We start from the raw sequence: 19,876 nt of genomic DNA, 5'->3' as shown, positions 1-19,876 counted from the left end.
GAATGATATGAGCGTAACGATTAAAGATGTGGCAAAAAAAGCCGGTGTTTCTATTTCTACTGTTTCCCGTGTGATTAACAATTCAAAACCGGTGAGCAATGAAATTAGGCAAAAAGTATTGCAGATTATTGAAGAAACCGGTTATACGCCAAATCCCGTGGCCAGAAGTTTAGTGATGAAAAAAAGCCAACTGATAGGCGTCATTGTACCGGATATATCCAGCTTTTTTATCGGAGAAATATTAAACGGGATAGAGGAAATTGGAAAGATGTATGCTTATGATATACTGCTTTGCAATACTTATGGCAGTTTGGAGCAAGAATTGAGGTATCTGAAACTTTTAAAAGGGAAGCAGGTAGAGGGAATTGTCTTGATGACTTGGGAGCTTCAAGACAAATTGATTGAGTATTTGGCTGAAATTGAAATTCCAGTTGTGTTGATTAACAGAAATACAAGCAAATTGGACATTCCTTCCGTATCGATTGATAATTTTCAAGCCTCTTATGACATGACCAACTATTTGATTAAGCATGGCCATAAAAGAATTGCATTGATACGAAGCAATTTGGACAGCAATGCATTTTGCCAAGATCAATACAGGGGATACAAAAAGGCCCTGGAGGAGAATGGAATTCCCATCGATGAAAGGTTGGTCCAATTTGGAAATTTCAAGTTGGAAAATTCCTATGAAATCGTGAAAAATTTTATTAAGGAAGACATATTGCCTACGGCCATATTTGCTACTAGTGATACCATGGCCATCGGTGCGATCAATTGTTTGCTGGATCATGGGTATAAGGTGCCGGAGGATGTATCTGTTACAGGATTCCATGATACGAAACCGGCATCCTTTTATAGACCCAGTCTTACAACGATTCGACAACCTTTATATGATATCGGTGCGGTGGCCATCAGAATGATTATTAAGAAAATCAATCATATAGAAGTCCATGAAAAAATTGTTATTTTGCCTCATGAATTAATTGTGCGGAAAAGTACCGGACCTGCACCTGCTTAAACAATAGAAAACATGAACCATATCAAATCCTATGGAATATGCAGCAGGCGGAGGAATGTAGTATAATTTGCCCCCATTGTACAAATAATAAGAATGCGAGAGTGTACATGGAGGAGGTATTTATAAAAATGAAAAAGATAGCCGTTGAAAAATCCTTAGGCAATGTAAAAAACTATTTGCGGCAGCAGGGTTTTGCAGTTATGGATCTTGATCCCGGTCATACGGATTATAAAAACTGCGATGCAATCGTTGTATCCGGCCAGAGCAGCAATTTTCTCGGTATAGAGGATACCGAAACAAAGGCTCCGGTAATCAAAGCAAGGGGCATGACGGTAGAAGACATATATCAACAATTAAAGAATAGGCTTAGTTAAAGCAGACAGATCTCCTAGGTGGAGGACTCAGTCTGTAGAAAAAGTAATGGGATTAAGCAAGAACCCTTGAGATTTATGCTTCGTCGCGAATCAGCACGCCGCTTTTTTCCTTATAACCCATAGGAAATTATGTACTTTCCTAAATTGTAGATAAGTCATAATTTCCGTCATGGGTTTCAACAAAGTTTTCCTTTCAATCTTCCAACGGAAGGCTTTGTTTTTTTTTATTTAGAAAAGGGGCGCAGGTCTGAGCAGGAAGCCAAATCTCAAGGGTTTGTCTACAAGCTAAGACCTTCCGGGTGGAGGTCTTTTCGCTTCTGATTCGTGAAGAGAATACACCTTCATATGAAGAGAAATCATTTTGTAACAGATGCAATTATCTGGTACAATATATCTATTGAAAACATGAGAGAGAGTGAAAACAATGAATCATCATCAATTTTTACCCATAAGCCGGAAAGATATGGATGCACGAGGCTGGGAGCGATTGGATTTTATCCTTGTATCCGGTGATGCCTATGTGGACCACCCCAGCTTTGGCGCGGCGGTCATTGGACGGGTACTGGAAGATGCGGGATATAAAGTTGGGATCATTCCACAGCCTAACTGGCGGGATGGAAAAGAATTCAAAAAGCTGGGAAGACCCCGACTGGCTTTTCTTGTAACAGCAGGAAACATTGATTCTATGGTAAATCATTATACGGTAAGCAAACGAAGGAGAGAAAAGGATTATTATTCTCCCGGCGGGAAAATGGGATTAAGACCGGACAGGGCAACCATCGTATACTGCAATATGATCAAGCAGGCCTATAAAGGAGTACCTATTGTCATAGGGGGAATCGAGGCCAGTTTAAGAAGATTTGCCCACTATGATTACTGGAGTGACAAGGTGCGCAGATCCATCCTATATGACAGTGAAGCAGATTTGCTTGTCTTTGGTATGGGAGAAAGACAAATTTTAGAAATTGCAGATTATCTGAACAGCGGTTTTGATACGAAATATATGCACCATATTCCAGGAACTACCTATAAAACAAATACAATAGAAAATCTCTATGATTATATTGAAATTCCTTCTTTTGAGGAGGTATCCCGGGATAAGATTGCCTACGCAAGGGCTTTCAAAGTGCAATACGAGGAGCAGGATGCTTTACGTGGCAGAGTAATTGTGCAAAAACATGGTGATCAGTTTATTGTTCAAAATCCACCGGCGATGCCCCTAAGTCAGGTGGAAATGGACCGTATCTATCACTTGCCCTATCTACGGGATTACCATCCCGTTTATGAAAAGGATGGAGGCGTTCCTGCCATTGAAGAGGTGAAATACAGCATCATCAGCACAAGAGGCTGTTTTGGAAGCTGCTCTTTTTGTGCCTTGACTTTTCACCAAGGAAGAATCATTCAAAGTAGAAGTCATGATTCCATCATAGAAGAAGCGAAGAAAATAGTCAATGATAAGAATTTTAAAGGATATATCCATGATGTGGGAGGACCAACGGCAAATTTCCGTCATATGGCCTGTGAAAAACAACGAAAAGAAGGCACATGCAAAAACAAACAGTGTCTATTCCCCAATCCTTGCAAGAATCTAAAGATAGATCATGAAGAATATTTGCAGCTTTTACGAAAATTGAGAAATATAGAAGGCGTGAAAAAGGTATTTATCAGATCAGGATTAAGATATGATTATATTATGGCGGATAAAAATGATGCCTTTTTAAGGGAACTATGTGAATATCATGTCAGCGGACAACTGAAAGTAGCGCCGGAACATATATCTTCCAAAGTCCTAGACCTTATGGGCAAGCCCAGACGAGAAGTTTACGAAAAATTTGCAGATAAATATTATCGAATCAATGAGAAGATTGGAAAGGAACAATATCTGGTTCCCTATTTGATGTCAAGCCATCCCGGCAGTGATCTAAAGGCTGCTGTCGAAATGGCAGAATATTTGAGGGATATCAAATACAATCCGGAGCAGGTGCAGGATTTTTATCCTACGCCGGGAACGCTATCCACCTGCATGTATTATACAGGACTAGATCCCAGAAATATGAAACCCGTTTATGTCCCCAAAGATAGAATGGAAAAGGCGATGCAAAGAGCATTGCTCCAATACCGAAATCCCAAAAACTATGATCTTGTTCGCAAGGCGCTGATCTTAGCAGGCAGAGAAGATTTGATCGGCTATGGGCCGAAGTGCCTTATCAAGCCAGAGGAAAACAGGGCGGATATAGAAAGCAGAAAAAGGGTGGAAAAGCACAAGGAGAGCAAAGGAAAAAAGGATAGAAAAAAAACAGTATTGCAAAACAAACAAAAAAGCAAAAGGAAGAGAGAAAGGGGCAGAAAGTAAACTGCTTCTTCTTTTTTGGAAACATAGACATACAACGCTAAAGTTTGATTTATGCCTTTATGAAGATAAGCTTTTTATGCAGCAAATGTTTTGTTGCCAGCTACCCGTCATCAGCCACCAGTACTGGTAGCAGGCAACTGGTAACTGATAACTGGCGGCCGAACTGCTATTCAAAAAATATAACTTTTTTAAGTAAATTCAATTTTGAAGTTGTAAATCTATATAAGATTCTTGAAGTAATGCCATCGCTTTAACTTGATAAATTTATAAAATACTAAAATAATTTGAAGGGTTAAAAATTTTTTGTAAAATCAAGAGGGAAAATGAACAATAGCAAGAATATTTATTATATAATAGATACAAAAATAGAAATATAGTGTAAAGGAGAGAGAAGGATGCATACGATTTTTATAGATGGAAATCATCTGACCATTGAAGATGTGGTGAAAGTTGCAAGAAATCATTTTCAGGTAAAAATTACGGAAGAAGCGGCAGAAAGAGTAAAAAAATCAAGGGCTGTAGTGGATGAATTTATTGAGAAAGAGAAGGTGGTATACGGCATTACCACGGGTTTTGGCAAATTTAGCGATGTGGTTATTACAAAAGAGGAAACAAGGGATTTGCAGAGAAACCTCATTATCAGCCATGCCTGCGGCGTAGGAAATCCTTTTTCGGAAGAAATTGTTCGTGCCATCATGCTTTTGCGGGCCAATGCATTATCAAAAGGATTTTCCGGTGTGCGATTAAGTACCCTGCAAACACTGATCGAAATGCTAAACAAAGGCGTTCATCCCGTAATTCCTGAAAAGGGTTCTTTGGGTGCCAGCGGTGATTTGGCGCCATTATCCCATATGGTTTTAGTGATGTTGGGAGAAGGGGAGGCCTTCTATAAGGGCAAAAGATTGCCGGGCAGGACAGCCATGGAAGAAGCTGGGATAGAGCCTATCCATTTAACCTCAAAAGAAGGTCTGGCGTTAATTAATGGAACGCAAGTTATGACAGCCGTGGGAGCATTAACTGCTTATGATGCCGTGAAGTTAGTGAAGCTGGCAGATATTGGTGCAGCTTTAACCTTAGAGGCATTGACTGGTATTACAGATGCCTTTGATTCCCGTGTCCATGAAGTAAGACCCCACTGTGGGCAAATAAATTGTGCCCAAAATCTATTGAAATTGACAGAAGAAAGTAGATTAACCACAAGGCAAGGGCAGATTCGGGTGCAAGATGCCTATACGCTAAGGTGCATACCTCAAATTCACGGAGCCAGCAGAGATGCCCTTGATTATGTAATCAATAAGATCAATATCGAAATCAATGCAGCTACGGACAATCCGTTAATTTTTGCCGAGGATCAAACGGTGATTTCAGGAGGGAATTTCCATGGGCAGCCAATGGCTCTGGCCTTTGACTTTTTAGGCATAGCCCTAGCTGAATTAGCCAATGTTTCAGAACGGAGAATAGAAAGATTGGTAAATCCGCAGTTAAGCGGTTTACCGGCATTCTTGACGGAAAAAGGGGGACTGCATTCCGGATTTATGATTGCCCAATATGCAGCTGCTGCCCTAGTATCGGAAAATAAAGTATTAGCACACCCGGCCAGTGTTGACTCTATCCCATCTTCAGCAAATCAAGAAGATCATGTGAGTATGGGTACGATTGCTGCAAGAAAAGCGAGGGAAATACTGCTCAATACCACAAACGTATTGGCCATAGAGTTGATGGCGGCAGCACAAGCCATCGATTTCAGGGGAGCAGAAGGATTAGGCAAGGGTACCCGGGTTGCCTATGATAAGATTCGAGAACAAGTGGCTACCCTTCATGAGGATCGCATCATGTATGTGGATATCAACAAATGCGCCGATTTAATATCGGGACATGCCATTGTGAATGCGGTGGAAGGTGCCGTAGGTGAATTGCTATAAATGGGAAAAATGAGGTGATACACCTCATTTTTCGTTATAGGGGCACCCCAATGGAGAGCATTTGACGAAAGTATGCCTTTTCTGTATAATGGGTACTTGGGAAGACAGGATAAAGGAGTGTAGAAAATGCTGGATAAAGAAAAGATGGATAGAATCAATTTTCTTGCAAGAAAGGCAAAGGCGACAGGTCTTACGGAGGCAGAAAAAAAGGAGCAAAACCAGTTAAGGGAAGAATATTTGGCGGTTTTTCGCGAAAATTTTAGAAGGCAGTTGGAGAAGATAGAAATTGTTGATTGATGCCATGGCAAGGAGAGAAGAAGAATAAATTGAAACTTCTTCTTCTTTTTTTATAAAAAGAGAGGAAAATATTTCAACACCTAGAATATAATATATGAAAGTTTGACAAAAATGGAGAAGCTTCATATATAACCAATAAGCAAAAGGAGGGTCATGCATGGCAGAAAAGCAGTATGTCATATTTAAGCTAGGCAATGAAGAGTATGGGGTCGATATTATGAATGTGAAGGAAATCAGTGAGTATAAGCCAAGTGTAAAAGTACCCAATACCCCAAAGTTTGTTGATGGGATCATCAATCTCAGGGGAGATATTACGCCCATCATCAATCTAAAGAAAAGATTTAATTTGGAGGAGACAGAAATAAATTCAGACACGAGAATTATTGTTATTCATGTAAAAAACAGACAGGTAGGATTTGTTGTCGATGAAGCCTCCCAGGTATTAAGATTGAGTGAAGAGAATATAGAGCAGGCTCCCGAGCTGATTGCCGGAGTAGATAAGAAGTACATAACGGGTGTAGGAAAATTGAAGGATCGGATTGTGCTGTTGCTGAATTTGGAAGAAGTTCTATCCGATGATGAAAAAGAAAAAATTCAACATATACAACAAAATATATAAGATTGCAACAAAATCCCCCTGATGGCAGGGGGATTTGAGTTTGCAGACAAACCCTTGAGATTTGGCTTCCTGCTCGGACCTGCACCCCTTTTCTAAATAAAAAAATAACAAAGTCTTCCGTTGGAAGATTGAAAGAAAGACTTTGTTGAAACCCATGACAGAAATTATGACTTATCTACAATTTAGGAAAGTCCATAATTTCCTACGGGTTATAAGGAAAAAAGCGGATTGCTGATTCGTGACGAAGCCTAAATCCCAAGGGTTTATGAAGATTGTTTTGCTTTGTTTTCAGCCAGAAATCCTCCTGATAGCCATTGGATTTTTTGTACAATTGTATGTCTATGCATCCCATGTAGGAAAAAAACAAAAAATAGAGTTTTCTGTAGAGAAAAAAATTGATTTGACAACAGCAAAAACCAAATTTCATACCATAAATAGTATATAATTTATTTCAAGATACAATATATAGGGGGATGAACATATGAAAAAGGTTTTGCTGTTATTTTTAGCATTGATTGCATTAATGATGCATGTGCATTCAATTTTTGCAAATGAAAGGGTGGAGCATTTAAAAACCGAAGCAAAAGCCCGAGAATTTGAAAAGGAAAAACAAATCATACAGCATCTTTTTGCAGAAAGAGCAGTCTTATGGAATAAATTATACCAAGAGCCAAAAAATCTCATAAAATATTCTCAAAAACTTGAAGAAATTGTTGCAGAACCTTTGCTAACTTTTGATAAGAAAGCATTTCAAGATGCTGTGGCATTTCCGACAGATCTGGAGAAAATAATGGGCGTAGAGGTTTTCAATATAGAAAATGTAGCATATGGCAGGACAGGGATGGAGGCAGAGATAGATGTATTGTGGAAAATGGAAGGTTTATATGGAAATTATGAAGAACAGATTCGCTATCGTGTAATTTTGAAAAAAGAAAATGAATCATGGAAATTGAGTGATTATACGGTGAGCCAGTAGGGACGTAATCCATACGATCCCTTTTTTTATAGCATATAGGCAACGATATATTTTCATACATTGGGGATAAGTCATAATTTTCATCAAAAGATATTTCAACAAAGTCTTCCTTTACATCCTTCAAGGGAAGACTTTGTTTTTCTCAGAAAAGGTAGTTCTATAGATAAAAAGTACTATTTTCATAATTTTACAGTAAGCTGGAGAAGGATAATTAAAAGATCATGCAGAAATAAAGGTATTAGCATGTGTGAAATACTGCAAATGAAGGAATGGTTTGAGGTGTGGCTATGAATTATCGGCATCAGATGGATATAAAAAAGATCAATGAGATTGTCAGAAATACGATTGACGCAATCGAAAAAGGAAAGAATGAGATATTTGAAATTGCTGAGCGTGCAAGGAGCGAGTGCAAAAATCTGGAGCAGCAAGTGGAGGAAATCAAAAAAAAGACTGCAATGGTGATTCAGGAAGTGGATCGGCTGGAAATTTTAGAAAAAGAAAGTAGAAAAAAGCTTGTCAATGTCAGCAGAAACTTTTCTCTATACAGCGAGAAAGATATTAAGACTGCCTATGAAAATGCAAAAGATCTGCAGGTCAAGATTACTTTAAAGAGGCAGGAGGAAAAAGAATTAATCAAACAAAGAACAGATCTGGAGAAAAGACTGAAAAGTTCCTATGAAGTTGTAAAAAAAGCTGAAAATCTTGTTTCACAGGTTGGTGTTGTGATGGGGTATCTCAGCGGAAATCTGCAAGATGTGGTAGGACATCTGGAGGATATGCAGCAAAGGCAGATCATGGGAATCAAGGTATTAAAAGCCCAAGAGGAAGAACGGCAGCGGATTGCCAGGGATATTCATGACGGACCGGCGCAATTGATGGCCAATTTGGTGATCAAAGCAGAAATATGTGAGAGACTTATTGATCGAGATATTGAAAAAGCTAAATTTGAACTGAGTCAGTTGAGAAATATCGGCAGGGAGTGTCTAAGGGATGTGAGAAAGATTATCTATGATTTACGTCCCATGTCCTTGGATGACTTGGGCTTGGTCCCAACGATTCAGCGTTTTATATTGAATTTCGAAGAGGAAACAAAAATTAATGTAGACTTTTCCGTTATTGCAAAAAATGAGGTGATGGATTCAACGATTCAGCTTTCTTTATTCAGAATTGTACAGGAAGCATTGAACAATGTAAGGAAGTATGCCCGGGCCACAACGGTTGTGATTAAGCTTGAAATTATTCATAAAACCATTCATATGCTGATTTTCGATGATGGCATTGGATTTGATGTGGAAAAACAGCTAAAATCCGGCAGAGAAGAAGGGGGCTTTGGCTTGCTGGCTATGCGGGAAAGGGTAGAGCTGCTGAAAGGAACAATGGACATTGACAGTAATTTAGGAACAGGCACGCGAATCAAAATATCAATTCCTTTAGGAGATGAGGAGGAAAATTATGATGAAGTCGAAAATTAAGGTACTTATTGCAGATGATCATTCACTAATGCGGCAAGGGTTAAAGCAGATTTTAGAGTTAGAAGAAGATATGGAAGTCATAGAACTTGCCGTTGACGGGGAAGACGCCATTAAAAAATCCCAGCAGTTGAAACCCCATGTTATCTTGATGGATATCAACATGCCCAAGATGAACGGAATACAGGCCTTGAGAAGGCTGAAGGATATGGGGTTAGACAGCAAAATCATCATGCTCACCATCCATGAGGATAGGGAATATTTATTTGAAACCATCAATATTGGTGCATCGGGATATGTGTTAAAGGATGCAGAGTCTTCCAGTTTAATTAAAGCCATCCGCGATGTCCATAGTGGAGAGTCTTATATTCATCCGTCTTTAGCGGCTTCCTTGGTAAAAGAATTTAACAAAAAAGGAAGATTAGATGATGACGAATTTAAAAAAGAACGGCTCACAAGAAGAGAATATGAAGTTTTAGGCCTTATTGCAGAAGGGAAGAATAATAAGGAGATTGCCGATACTTTGTTTATCAGTGAAAAAACCGTCAAAAATCATGTTTCCAATATTTTTAAAAAGATTGATGTCAATGATAGGACCCAAGCCGCCATCTATGCGTATAAGCATAATATAAAAAAGATTTAGGGGAAACCTAAATCTTTTTCTATTTTGTTGACATTTTAAATATATATTAACCATAAACCTTGTTTGAGGTGAGATGAAATGAAAAATGAACATATATCTTGCAGAGATTTGAAGACTTATATAGAGATTACAAGGCTGAGGAGAGAATGTTTGGCTGGCGAAGTGGAGCAATTATCATCCATATTGAACGGGTTGACAACTTCTTACCGGGTATTGGTGGATGCGGCTGAAGAATTCAATCACATTGCTTTTTCCAGCAAAGATGATGTAAAGGATGCAGTAGACAGAGCCGATGATTTGGGAGAATTGATCGATGAGGTCATCGATACATTAGGTTATAAGCTGAAAGAGTACTTGAGGGACATCAAAAAATCCAATGTATGTAGAGAAGAATTTTTTGTTTTTCATAGAAAAGAAGATAATGGATACTACAGCAATAATTATGAAGCTGCTGGAGAAGAATATAACTATCCGGAAGATGTCACTTCACAAGAGGAGAAACAATGACGTTGACAAACATTGCTAGGATGGGTATGATATAGTTAATTCAATTGCACATATAATTTTTTTTATAGAACATGGGAAATGATGAACATTGGAAAATAGAAAACAGCTTCATAATTTCTGTCATGGGCTTTTAAGAGATTTTTGATATGAAGGAGAGGGATTCGTTTGACGGAGCAAACAAAAATACAGGAATGTCAAGATAGGATCATCTATGAATTTAAAAATGGATGGGATCAACTCAGTGCCGATGAAAGGGAAAAAGTATATGCACTCAATGATGTTTATAAGCAATTTTTGGACAAAGGAAAAACTGAGAGAGAATGTATTGAAGAGATTATTCGATTGGCAGAAGAAAGGGGCTTTGTAAATATAGCGGATGTGATCAAGGGTAAAATTGAGGTGAAAGAAGGCTTAAAAGTCTATGCCAACAATAAGGGAAAAGCTGCCGCCCTTTTTATTCTTGGCAAGGAAGCCCTGGAATATGGCATGAATATTGTGGGTGCCCATGTGGATGTGCCAAGATTAGACCTTAAGCCTTTTCCATTATATGAAGATGGGGGGTTGGCCTTGCTGAAAACCCATTATTATGGCGGAATTAAGAAGTATCAATGGACTGCCATACCTCTGGCTTTGCATGGGGTTGTAACGAGAAAAGACGGTAAAAAATTGAGAATTGTTATTGGAGAAGATGAAAATGATCCGACATTCTTTATTACAGATTTACTTCCCCACTTGTCGAAGGATCAGATAGAAAAAAAATTAAGTGAAGGAATCACGGGAGAAGGTTTAAATGTTCTTATCGGCAGTATTCCCTATGAGGATGCATCGGTCAAAGAGAGAGTAAAGTATCAAGTGATGAAGCTGCTTCATGAGAAATATGGAATCGAAGAAGATGATTTTCTAGTTGCAGAAATTGAAGTTGTTCCTGCGGGAAAAGCAAGGGATGTAGGAATTGATAGAAGTATGGTAGGGGCGTATGGCCACGACGATAGAGTATGTTCTTTTGCTGCTTTGCAGGCGATTGTAGAAATGGAGAATCCGGTTAGAACAGCTGTGGCCCTATTTGTAGATAAGGAAGAAGTTGGAAGTATGGGGAATACAGGGATGGAATCCAGATTTTTTGAAAATGCCGTTGCTGAACTGATTGCAGCCCAGAGCAAGGATTATAGTGAATTAAAGGTAAGAAGAGCTATGGCCAATTCCAAAGTGTTGTCAGGGGATGTGGGGGCAGGTTTTGATCCGAATTTTCCAGATGTCATGGATAAGAGAAATGCCGCCTTTCTTGGAAAGGGTGTTATCCTGGTGAAGTATACCGGTGTCAGAGGAAAGTCAGGGTCTAATGATGCCAATGCTGAATTTTTAGCTGAGGTACGAAGGATATTCCATGACAATGGCGTTATATGGCAGATTGGAGAATTGGGAAAGGTTGATCAGGGCGGTGGTGGGACCATTGCATATATACTGGCGAATTATGGTGCTGAGGTTGTGGATTGTGGCGTACCGGTGCTGAGCATGCACGCTCCCATGGAGATCGTGAGCAAAGTAGATGTCTATATGACCTATAAGGCTTATAAAGCGTTTTTCAAAGCATAAAAAATCGGGAATTTTCACTCCCGATTTTTTATAATATCTTTATTCCCTACAACAAAATTTTTGAAAGTTTCAGCCAAGGGAGACAATGCCCTATATTTATGATAGACAAAATAGAAGCTTCGTTTGATCTTCAAATCTTTGATGGTTATGGCTTTTAGCAGTTGAAATTTTATTTCGTCCACGACAGCCAGCTGTGAAATAATAGAAACACCAAGGCCTTTTCTCACACATTGTTTGATGGATTCAATGCTTTCGATATATGCGATGATATGAAAGTCCTCCATAGAAAGATTGCGGGCTGCCAGGGCCTTCTCAAAAATTTTTCTTGTACCGGATCCTTCTTCCCGAAGGATAATTTTTTCATGGAGCAGTTGGTCTAAGGTGATTTCATTTATATTTTTATAAGCATCGGTATAGGGAGCGATCATCAGCAGAGTATCTTCCATGATCTCTATATAGCTTAAGTGCTTGGTATCATTTTTGGCCCCTACGATGCCGAAGTCTATTTCACCGTTGCATATGCTGTCTACAACCTGTTCCGAGTCATAATGCAGCAAATGAAACTTTACATCGGGGTATAATGTATGAAAGGAATTTAGCAACGAAGGAAGAATATATTGTTCAGGGATACTGCTGGAGGCAATCTCCAAGGTTCCTTCGATTTTTCCTTGAAATGATTTTAAAGAAAACAAAGTTTGTTCTTTTTTGTTTAAAATATCCATTGCATGGGCAAACAGAATTTCCCCTGCTTTTGTCAGGGTCACCTTTTTATTGGAACGATTGATGAGGATTGTTCCCAATTCTTTTTCTAAATTTTGTATATGATTGCTAATGGTGGGCTGTGTTAAAAACAGATGATCTGCAGCTTTAGAAAAACTTTTTAGTTTTGCGATTGTTACAAAGGTTTCCAGTTGTCTAAAATCCATACGATCACTCCAAATTGATTTCTAATAAGCTAATCTTATCATTTTCGCATATGAGAATCAAATATTTCAATGACTTTTGCATAAAGCTATAGAAATAATTTATCATGTTTCGCGTATGATTCATAAAATAAATATAAAGTATATTTCATGAAAAGCGCCGGCAGATACAAATTTGCTCTGACATTGAAAGGAATGATCCCATGGATATTCAAAGGTTGAAAATGCTTCTAAAACAAGAGGAAGGAAGCAAATTGGACTTTAAAGAAAGTTTAAACTTAAAAACAGATTCGGAAAAGAAAGAATTTACTAAGGATGTGATTGCTATTGCCAACAGCGTAGGGGGCAGGGGACATATAATCATAGGGGTCAGGGATAAGACCAAGGAGATCATTGGCATTCATCCGGAGGAATTCAGCGAGGAGAGAATTCAACAAATTGTGAGTTTTCGATGCGATCCTCCGATTCACCTAAGAGTGGAATGTGTAAACATAAAAGATAAATGGGTTGGGGTAATTACCATATTTAAAAGTTATCAAAGACCCCATCAGATGAGACAAACGGGTACTTTTTATATCAGAAGGGGGTCCACGACAGATTTTGCTAGGAGAGATGAAATTGCCAGAATGTTTCAAGAGGTGGGATTGGTTAGCAACGAATTGGTTCCCCTGTACAATTTGGACATTGATGTGCTAGACAGAAAATTGGTGAGAAACTATCTGAATAAAATCAGCTTATTTCCCAAAGAAGATATGGAAAAAAATGTATGGCACAATCTGGGCATTATTCATCATGATCCGGAAACCGGAAAATTTCACCCAACTATCGGAGGTCTGCTGTTGTTTTGCAATCATCCTCAACTGTATTTGCCCCACTGTTCTATCCAAATTACCCACTATGTGGGAAGTGAACAAGTTATCCAATTGATCCATGGGGACATGATGCAAATGCTGAACCGATGTCACGCATATATAAGCAAACTGTTGGAGGGAACCAATTATCCGGTAGAGGCCATATTTGAGGGGATTGCCAATGCAGTGCTTCATCGGGACTATTTTGACTTAACACGGAATATTGGGGTATTTATCGGAGATCATAAGATCGAGATCAGCAACCCCGGCAACCTGCCCAGGGGTCAAAACATGCATACCATGCTGAGAGAACGCAATCCTTCTCGAAGGAATAGTTGGCTTTATGATCGGCTTTTGATTTTAGATGAAAGCAGCAGATTTTTAAAGACAGGTTTTGGACTCCGGGGAATCAATAAAGTTTTTGCAGGAGTAGGAAATATACAGCTATTAAATATTGAAAAGAGAAGCATGTTTAAGATTGTGATGCCTGGAATGAAAAAGTATAAAAAGCAAGGAGGGTAAGATTTAAGTCTTATCTTCCTTGCCTTGATTTTGCATACTTTCCTTTTCATAGATGGGACAGGGGTTTACATGGATCAATACATCCCTGATGTTTTCAATATGCTTTAGAATAGCGTGTTTGGCTTTTCCCGCCAAGGCGTGTCCTTCTTCTACTGTAATTAATTTGTCAACACAGATTTTCATATCCACGAAAATCTGATTGCCCGTTTTTCTAGCCTTTATATCCTGAATATCATGGATGCCCTCAATTTCCGTGGTCAATTTTTTAATAGCTTCGATGATTTCTTTTGGAGGAGCAGAATCCATCAGCTCATGGACTGCATCCCAATAAATCGAAATGGCCGCTTTCATAATCATGACCGCTACGATGATACCGGCCAAAGGGTCTAAGATTGGATAGCCTAGTACAGCACCGGTGATACCAATCAATGCGGCAACGGAAGAAAAGGCATCGGTGCGATGATGCCAAGCATCGGCGATCAGGGCCCGACTGTCTATCTTTTTTCCTATACTGACTGTATATCGGTACATCCATTCTTTAAAGATGATGGAGATAACAGCAGGCCAAATGGCTATAGAACTTGGTGCTTTCAACTCAGGGCTTCTAAGGGTTTTCAAAGCAGATATGCCGATGCCAAAGGCAGTAGCAAATAATAGTATGGCTATAATTTTGGCTACGATGGATTCAGCCTTTCCGTGGCCGTAATGATGTTCTTCATCGGGAGGTTGATGGGAAATCTTTAGGCCCTGGAGTACGATGGCGGTTCCGACAATATCTGTACCGGAATGCAGTGCGTCCGCAATCATCGCTGTACTTCCGGCAATATAGCCGATAAAAGCCTTCACGGATGTGAGGGCTATATTTCCAATAATACCGATCCAAGAAGCTTTTTTCCCTAAATTCAATCGCTCATTATTTGACATGATAAGCATTCCCTTCTTTTTCAGAGTCCCTTTTGTATATTCATTAATTATTATTTGCATGGGTTTTCGATTGTATGAGAAAATAATATAAGTTGAAAATCTATGTATATAAAATACCCCATGCTAGCTCCATGAAAACAGATTCAGAGGGGGCCGAAGGGTGGGATATAATTTTTTTATGCCATGACCAGGGGATTTGAATACAATGGAGAAGATAAAGAAAAAATCTATGGGAAAATAAGAGAAATCCTAGAAAAGGTGAATTCATACAACAGGCCAGTATATGTTTTTTTATGTATCAAGGGTGGGGAAAGGCCCCACCTCTTTTGTCCTAGCAAGCTGTGCCTTTGAAAAAGCCGCCACAGAACAATACAACCAGCAACAGGAAGAAGAAGAGTAAACTATCGTCATCGCCGAAACCCCATCCCTTTCCGAAGAAAGGACCTCCGAATAAAACTACTAACAGCAGGAAAAAGAAAAGTAAACTAGCGTCTGTGCCAAACAATCCGCCAAATCCAGTTTGTTTTTCTGTCATGTATTCCACCTCCTTTACAAAGAATAAATTCTGGCAAAGCTCCCATCATTTTTTTCTAATATACACTATGAAAGGAGGGGAATAAGTGTTACAGAGCCTATTAACAAATACTACAAAGCAAGTAAAAAATAATAAAACCTAGGCATAATAGCCTAGGTTTTCAACTGGTGCCGAAGGCGGGAGTCGAACCCGCACGGGTTTGAGGCCCGCCGGATTTTGAGTTTTGCAGCATAACCGGAAACATCGGGAATGTAATGCACTTTAGCGGAAGTTACAGACCGCCGGAAACCTTGTAAAATCGGCTTTTCCGGCACTTCAACCCCTGAAAATCCCACCGTTTCAAAGCTTATACAAAAAACTGATTTTGGAACAAATTTTGGACGTTGGAGGGATATTGGAGGGATGTGGGGGGATGATCAGATAACTCACCATCCACATAATAACTACAACAAATGTTAATTAAAAACTAATATTGTAACAGTCACTCCTACCACTGACTAATAATTTAGGAGTTGATGACCGTGAGAAATGAAGAATATTATAAACGAATTTTTGAGCCATATCCTGACGTAGTTACCCTGGAACAATTCAGGACTATGTTAGGCGGCATTGGTGATAGTACAGCGCGAAAACTTTTAAGAGGAAACCATGTAAAGCATTTTTATATTCGTGATACATATATGATACCTAAAGTATGGGTTATTGAGTATATACTAAGCGATCATTATGCTGAATACCGGCAAAAGTTAAAAGTGCAGGTTTAGCAGTAATAAAAACGAATGAACAAGAGGACATGGCTTTTCGGCTTATGTTCTCTTTTCATATATAAATCAAGCCACGTGGAGTGCGTAATAGGAATGCAAAGGAAAGATACTTAGAAATACTGAGTTTTCAACACTTTGCGAGATTTACTACTTTTACAACAGACGGTGACGATTTCAGGAATAAGGTGCTGAGAGATAAAATTGATGTTTCCGTTGTGTTGGATAAAAATTACGCAGTGAGAAGCATATTTAAGACTGGACAATAATGAGAGAATGTCGGTTTTTAGCTGGCGTTCTCTTTTTATATAGTTGATAAAAATCTCAAAAATTATTTGGGAATGAATATTCAATAGTATTATTCAGAATAAATCAATATTAATCTTAATAAACCTCAATAAATATTCATAAATTGTATTACAATCTGTCGTTTTTAGGTGTATAATAAAGAAACATGGGAATTACATACAGGCGTTGTTATTTTCGGCCAGAAGGGAGATTTATGATGGGGGAAACTGAAAATAGGTGGCTTTCGATGACTGAAATATGTCAACATCTCGGAATTAGTCGTGATACTGCTATAAAATGGATTAATAAAAATAATATGCCTGCTCACAAAATTGGCCGTTTGTGGAAATTTAAAATTTCAGAAGTAGATGAATGGGTTAAATCTGGTGGTGCTACTGAAAAATAAGACGGCAATTACGTGGAAAGGGGGGGAGCAATATGGGGACAGTACTCAAGGTTATTGAAAAGGAAACGTCGGGAGTGAGCTTTAATTCATATAAATATTGCCATGACACTACCGACAGGAGTGGCATTGATTACGATGATAACAAGGATATAGTATGGAAAGAGTATGGTGAAACAGAAAAACTCACCAAACCAGTTAATTTAAAAGATGCTGCCGATGCGAGACGCGGTTATCCATCGATTTTCTCCTTTTTTCTCGACGGATCGCGCTACACTTATAAAGTTGATGATATGTCGTTCCAGAAAAATGTATATCCTATCATTGCGGGTCAAATTGGCGTAGGTTGCTGTGAACGTCGTAATTTAAGGCTGCAACCAGCTTTATTATTTGAAAGCAAACTTGTTATTGCTTTACCTGATCGGGCATTTAGCACTGATTGGGACGGTCAGGACCAGGCAAGACCTTTGTTGGAGAAAATTAATAATAGCGTGCGTCTTAAAGGCCGTCCGCTAATTCAATTCAATGATTTGCTAATTTACGATACAAATAAGGATGACAAATTTGAAAGAAAAGGGATTGCGAAAATTCAAGACTATATGGTTGAACTCGAAAAACAATTGGTTGCAGATTTAGTGGCAGCAGGAAAGTTGAATGAGTCGAATTATTTAATCAAAGATGGCTCTCTTGATTATCAGAAAGTATCAACAAAAAAGAATAAGCATGCATTAAACTTGAGTAGTGAACATATTCGTAATAATTACCGACGAGTAATTGGAGTGTCTAAGTCATTTGACCCTACTAAATGCCTTGTGCACGGTGGAGGATCAAACTCAAATATAATTGCGAATCTAAAACTTTATGAAAGAACGCCTGCCTTTCGATATACATCGTCACGCGCGGATGTAGATTTTTGCATTTGGTATCTTCGGATTCGAGAGGCACGACACACACACAGCATTTTTGATGGGGTACTAAAAATTGAAAAGCTTATTGTAACCGAAAAAGAGCGGATTCACGGTATTGAAACGGACGACATAAATAATATCACTGCATATTTGATCAATGAACGGAATCCGGTTTGTTACGGTTCGGATGATAGATGGGCAAATCACCTATATCCCATCTACCTAACAGAGCAGTATGTTAAAAGCAAATATTTAAGCAATGATTTATTTATTCAACTTTTTTAGGGAGGGTAGCGCCATGAGTCTAATTGGACGTGTTATAGCAACAGAAAAGGTACCGACGACTATTGATAGTTTTTGTTTTTGGACAAATACTGATTTGATTCTTAATCCGTTCGATGTGGTTAAGGTCGAACATATCAACGGCAGCAAAACATTTGCAGTAATTGAAGAGATTTCGCATATCACTGATTCTGCCAGTTTTCTTTCCAATTTTATATCAAATGATTTTGGAGATGTAAATACCGATGCTCCAACCCTTCGTATAGGTATGAACTATGCAAAAGCCAATGTAGTTGGAAATGATAAGAATATTTTTATTCCTGTTCAAAGCGGACAAAGAGTTTATTTGGCAAGTAGAGATGAGGTGAGCGAGGCTCTTGGTCTTGCAGATATAAAGAATCCCTTAGTATGCGGATATATTGAAATGTATGAAAGTTCAGGTGAAGACAACAAGATCACACTGCCGGTAAACATCGATTCCAAATTTCTAATTGGACCGGAAGGTGCACATTTGAATATCTCTGGAATTTCTGGTTTAGCAGCAAAAACATCATATGCAATGTTCCTATTGAAAGCGATTCAGGACAAATATCTTAATATGCAAGAGGAAGATGCTGAAAATGATAGCGTTGCTTTTGTTGTGTTCAATGTCAAAGGACGTGATCTGCTGGCCATCGACGAGCCAAACGATTTCGAGGGCAAACCAGAAAAGGCAGAAGAAGTAAAAGCCAGGTACGAGATGCTTGGACTATCAACAAAACCTTTCAGCCAGGTCAAATATTTCTATCCATATTCAACAAAAACAAAGTCTAACTCTTATGTGCCAAAAGAGCTTTTTGATAAGCAGAAACAGCAGAAAAAAGCGTTTCAATACAAATTTACATATGAGCAAGACAAAGATACCATTGATTTGATGTTCTCGAATGTTGATGATTCCACGCAAACAATGGCTGGAATTATCAACCAAATTGTGGATGGACAAAATGGCTTTAATACAATTTCAACATGGCCAAATTTTATTAAAAAGCTTGAGGAACAATGCGAGGCTGGTAATACAGCGAACTCTAAAAATAAAGAAATTGGCGTCTTGAGTTGGAGAAAATTCACAAGACACATAAAAAAATCCGTATACCATAATCCTCTGTTTAATGATCTTGATGAGAGTAACGGTGAAGTTCGCCTTGCGGATAAAATTTCGGATATTCAAAAGAACGATGTATATGTTATAGATATTGCCAAGCTGGATTCTGATATGCAAGGATACGTATTTGGTAATGTTATTCGGGAGCTATATAACTTCCAGTTAGGAGAGAAGGATTATAGCAATGGCAAATGCCCGCCCTCAAAAATTATTGTATTTATCGATGAATTGAACAAGTTCGCATCTAAGGACTCCCCAAAGGATTCTCCCATTTTAAGGCAGATACTTGATATTGCAGAAAGAGGCCGTTCTTTAGGTGTGATACTGTTTGCAGCAGAGCAGTTTAAGAGTGCCATCCACAATAGAGTTTCTGGCAACTGTTCAACATTTGCATATGGCCGGACCAATGCGATTGAACTCTCCAATAGCGAGTATAAGTATATTCCTTCTGTCTATAAGAATATGATGACTCGCTTGAAGCAGGGGGAATACATCGTTCAAAACCCAATCTTCAGATCGCTCCTTAATATTAAATTTCCTGAGCCAATTTATAAACAGTTTAAGTGA

General features: G+C 38.7%; 19 protein-coding genes. 16 read left to right on the top strand and 3 right to left on the bottom strand.

Annotation, left to right across the window (positions count from 1 at the left end):
- Positions 1-7 precede the first annotated feature (7 nt).
- From AN619_RS03505 to AN619_RS03455, 11 genes are all read left to right on the top strand, one after another.
- Complete coding sequence (locus tag AN619_RS03505; RefSeq protein WP_068555087.1) at positions 8-1,018, top strand: LacI family DNA-binding transcriptional regulator; 1,011 nt, start codon at positions 8-10, stop codon at positions 1,016-1,018.
- Positions 1,019-1,146: 128 nt separating this feature from the next.
- A complete protein-coding gene (locus AN619_RS03500; protein WP_068555086.1) occupies positions 1,147-1,392 on the top strand; it encodes a YkuS family protein in 246 nt (81 codons plus the stop codon).
- Positions 1,393-1,816: 424 nt separating this feature from the next.
- Positions 1,817-3,745, top strand: coding sequence for a YgiQ family radical SAM protein (locus AN619_RS03495; RefSeq protein ID WP_068555085.1), 1,929 nt, complete (start codon positions 1,817-1,819; stop codon positions 3,743-3,745).
- Positions 3,746-4,140: 395 nt separating this feature from the next.
- Positions 4,141-5,667, top strand: a complete 1,527-nt coding sequence (gene hutH / locus AN619_RS03490) for a histidine ammonia-lyase (RefSeq protein ID WP_068555084.1) — start codon at positions 4,141-4,143, stop codon at positions 5,665-5,667.
- Between the two features lie 126 nt (positions 5,668-5,793).
- On the top strand, positions 5,794-5,964 hold the full coding sequence (locus AN619_RS15530; RefSeq protein WP_083524954.1) for a DUF896 domain-containing protein: 171 nt from the start codon (positions 5,794-5,796) through the stop codon (positions 5,962-5,964).
- A gap of 157 nt (positions 5,965-6,121) precedes the next feature.
- A complete protein-coding gene (locus AN619_RS03485) occupies positions 6,122-6,583 on the top strand; it encodes a chemotaxis protein CheW (protein WP_068555083.1) in 462 nt (153 codons plus the stop codon).
- 481 nt (positions 6,584-7,064) lie between these two features.
- Positions 7,065-7,559: a hypothetical protein gene (locus AN619_RS03475; protein ID WP_068555081.1), complete on the top strand. Its 495-nt coding sequence runs from the start codon at positions 7,065-7,067 to the stop codon at positions 7,557-7,559.
- A gap of 287 nt (positions 7,560-7,846) precedes the next feature.
- On the top strand, positions 7,847-9,031 hold the full coding sequence (locus tag AN619_RS03470) for a sensor histidine kinase (protein ID WP_068555080.1): 1,185 nt from the start codon (positions 7,847-7,849) through the stop codon (positions 9,029-9,031).
- On the top strand, positions 9,012-9,671 hold the full coding sequence (locus AN619_RS03465; protein WP_068555079.1) for a response regulator: 660 nt from the start codon (positions 9,012-9,014) through the stop codon (positions 9,669-9,671). Before AN619_RS03470 ends, AN619_RS03465 begins: the two co-directional genes overlap by 20 nt.
- A 78-nt stretch (positions 9,672-9,749) precedes the next feature.
- Positions 9,750-10,178, top strand: a complete 429-nt coding sequence (locus AN619_RS03460) for a methyl-accepting chemotaxis domain-containing protein (protein WP_068555078.1) — start codon at positions 9,750-9,752, stop codon at positions 10,176-10,178.
- A gap of 165 nt (positions 10,179-10,343) precedes the next feature.
- A complete protein-coding gene (locus AN619_RS03455; protein WP_068555077.1) occupies positions 10,344-11,771 on the top strand; it encodes an aminopeptidase in 1,428 nt (475 codons plus the stop codon).
- A gap of 14 nt (positions 11,772-11,785) precedes the next feature.
- Here AN619_RS03455 and AN619_RS03450 read toward each other — a convergent pair whose 3' ends face one another.
- Positions 11,786-12,697, bottom strand: a complete 912-nt coding sequence (locus AN619_RS03450; RefSeq protein ID WP_068555076.1) for a selenium metabolism-associated LysR family transcriptional regulator — start codon at positions 12,695-12,697, stop codon at positions 11,786-11,788.
- Between the two features lie 200 nt (positions 12,698-12,897).
- Here AN619_RS03450 and AN619_RS03445 point away from each other — a divergent pair, with 200 nt between their 5' ends.
- Positions 12,898-14,067 carry an RNA-binding domain-containing protein gene (locus tag AN619_RS03445; RefSeq protein ID WP_068555075.1) on the top strand — a complete coding sequence of 390 codons (1,170 nt, stop codon included), beginning with the start codon at positions 12,898-12,900 and terminating at the stop codon, positions 14,065-14,067.
- 3 nt (positions 14,068-14,070) lie between these two features.
- Here AN619_RS03445 and AN619_RS03440 read toward each other — a convergent pair whose 3' ends face one another.
- Positions 14,071-14,991, bottom strand: a complete 921-nt coding sequence (locus AN619_RS03440; protein ID WP_068555074.1) for a cation diffusion facilitator family transporter — start codon at positions 14,989-14,991, stop codon at positions 14,071-14,073.
- Positions 14,992-15,322: 331 nt separating this feature from the next.
- The gene (locus AN619_RS03435) at positions 15,323-15,526 is read right to left on the bottom strand and encodes a hypothetical protein (protein WP_068555073.1); all 204 of its coding nucleotides are present in this window, start codon (positions 15,524-15,526) and stop codon (positions 15,323-15,325) included.
- A gap of 521 nt (positions 15,527-16,047) precedes the next feature.
- Here AN619_RS03435 and AN619_RS03430 point away from each other — a divergent pair.
- The 4 genes from AN619_RS03430 (at position 16,048) to AN619_RS03415 (ending at position 19,876) form a co-directional block, all read left to right on the top strand.
- On the top strand, positions 16,048-16,290 hold the full coding sequence (locus AN619_RS03430; RefSeq protein WP_242867302.1) for a DNA-binding protein: 243 nt from the start codon (positions 16,048-16,050) through the stop codon (positions 16,288-16,290).
- A 502-nt stretch (positions 16,291-16,792) separates the two neighbouring features.
- Positions 16,793-16,981: a helix-turn-helix transcriptional regulator gene (locus AN619_RS03425; protein WP_068555071.1), complete on the top strand. Its 189-nt coding sequence runs from the start codon at positions 16,793-16,795 to the stop codon at positions 16,979-16,981.
- A 32-nt stretch (positions 16,982-17,013) separates the two neighbouring features.
- Positions 17,014-18,171, top strand: coding sequence for a hypothetical protein (locus AN619_RS03420; protein WP_068555070.1), 1,158 nt, complete (start codon positions 17,014-17,016; stop codon positions 18,169-18,171).
- Between the two features lie 13 nt (positions 18,172-18,184).
- The gene (locus AN619_RS03415) at positions 18,185-19,876 is read left to right on the top strand and encodes an ATP-binding protein (protein WP_068555069.1); all 1,692 of its coding nucleotides are present in this window, start codon (positions 18,185-18,187) and stop codon (positions 19,874-19,876) included.

This window comes from Thermotalea metallivorans (assembly GCF_001562415.1).
Taxonomy (GTDB): Bacteria; Bacillota; Clostridia; order Peptostreptococcales; family Thermotaleaceae; genus Thermotalea; species Thermotalea metallivorans.
This window is presented reverse-complemented; position numbering and strand designations above follow the sequence as displayed.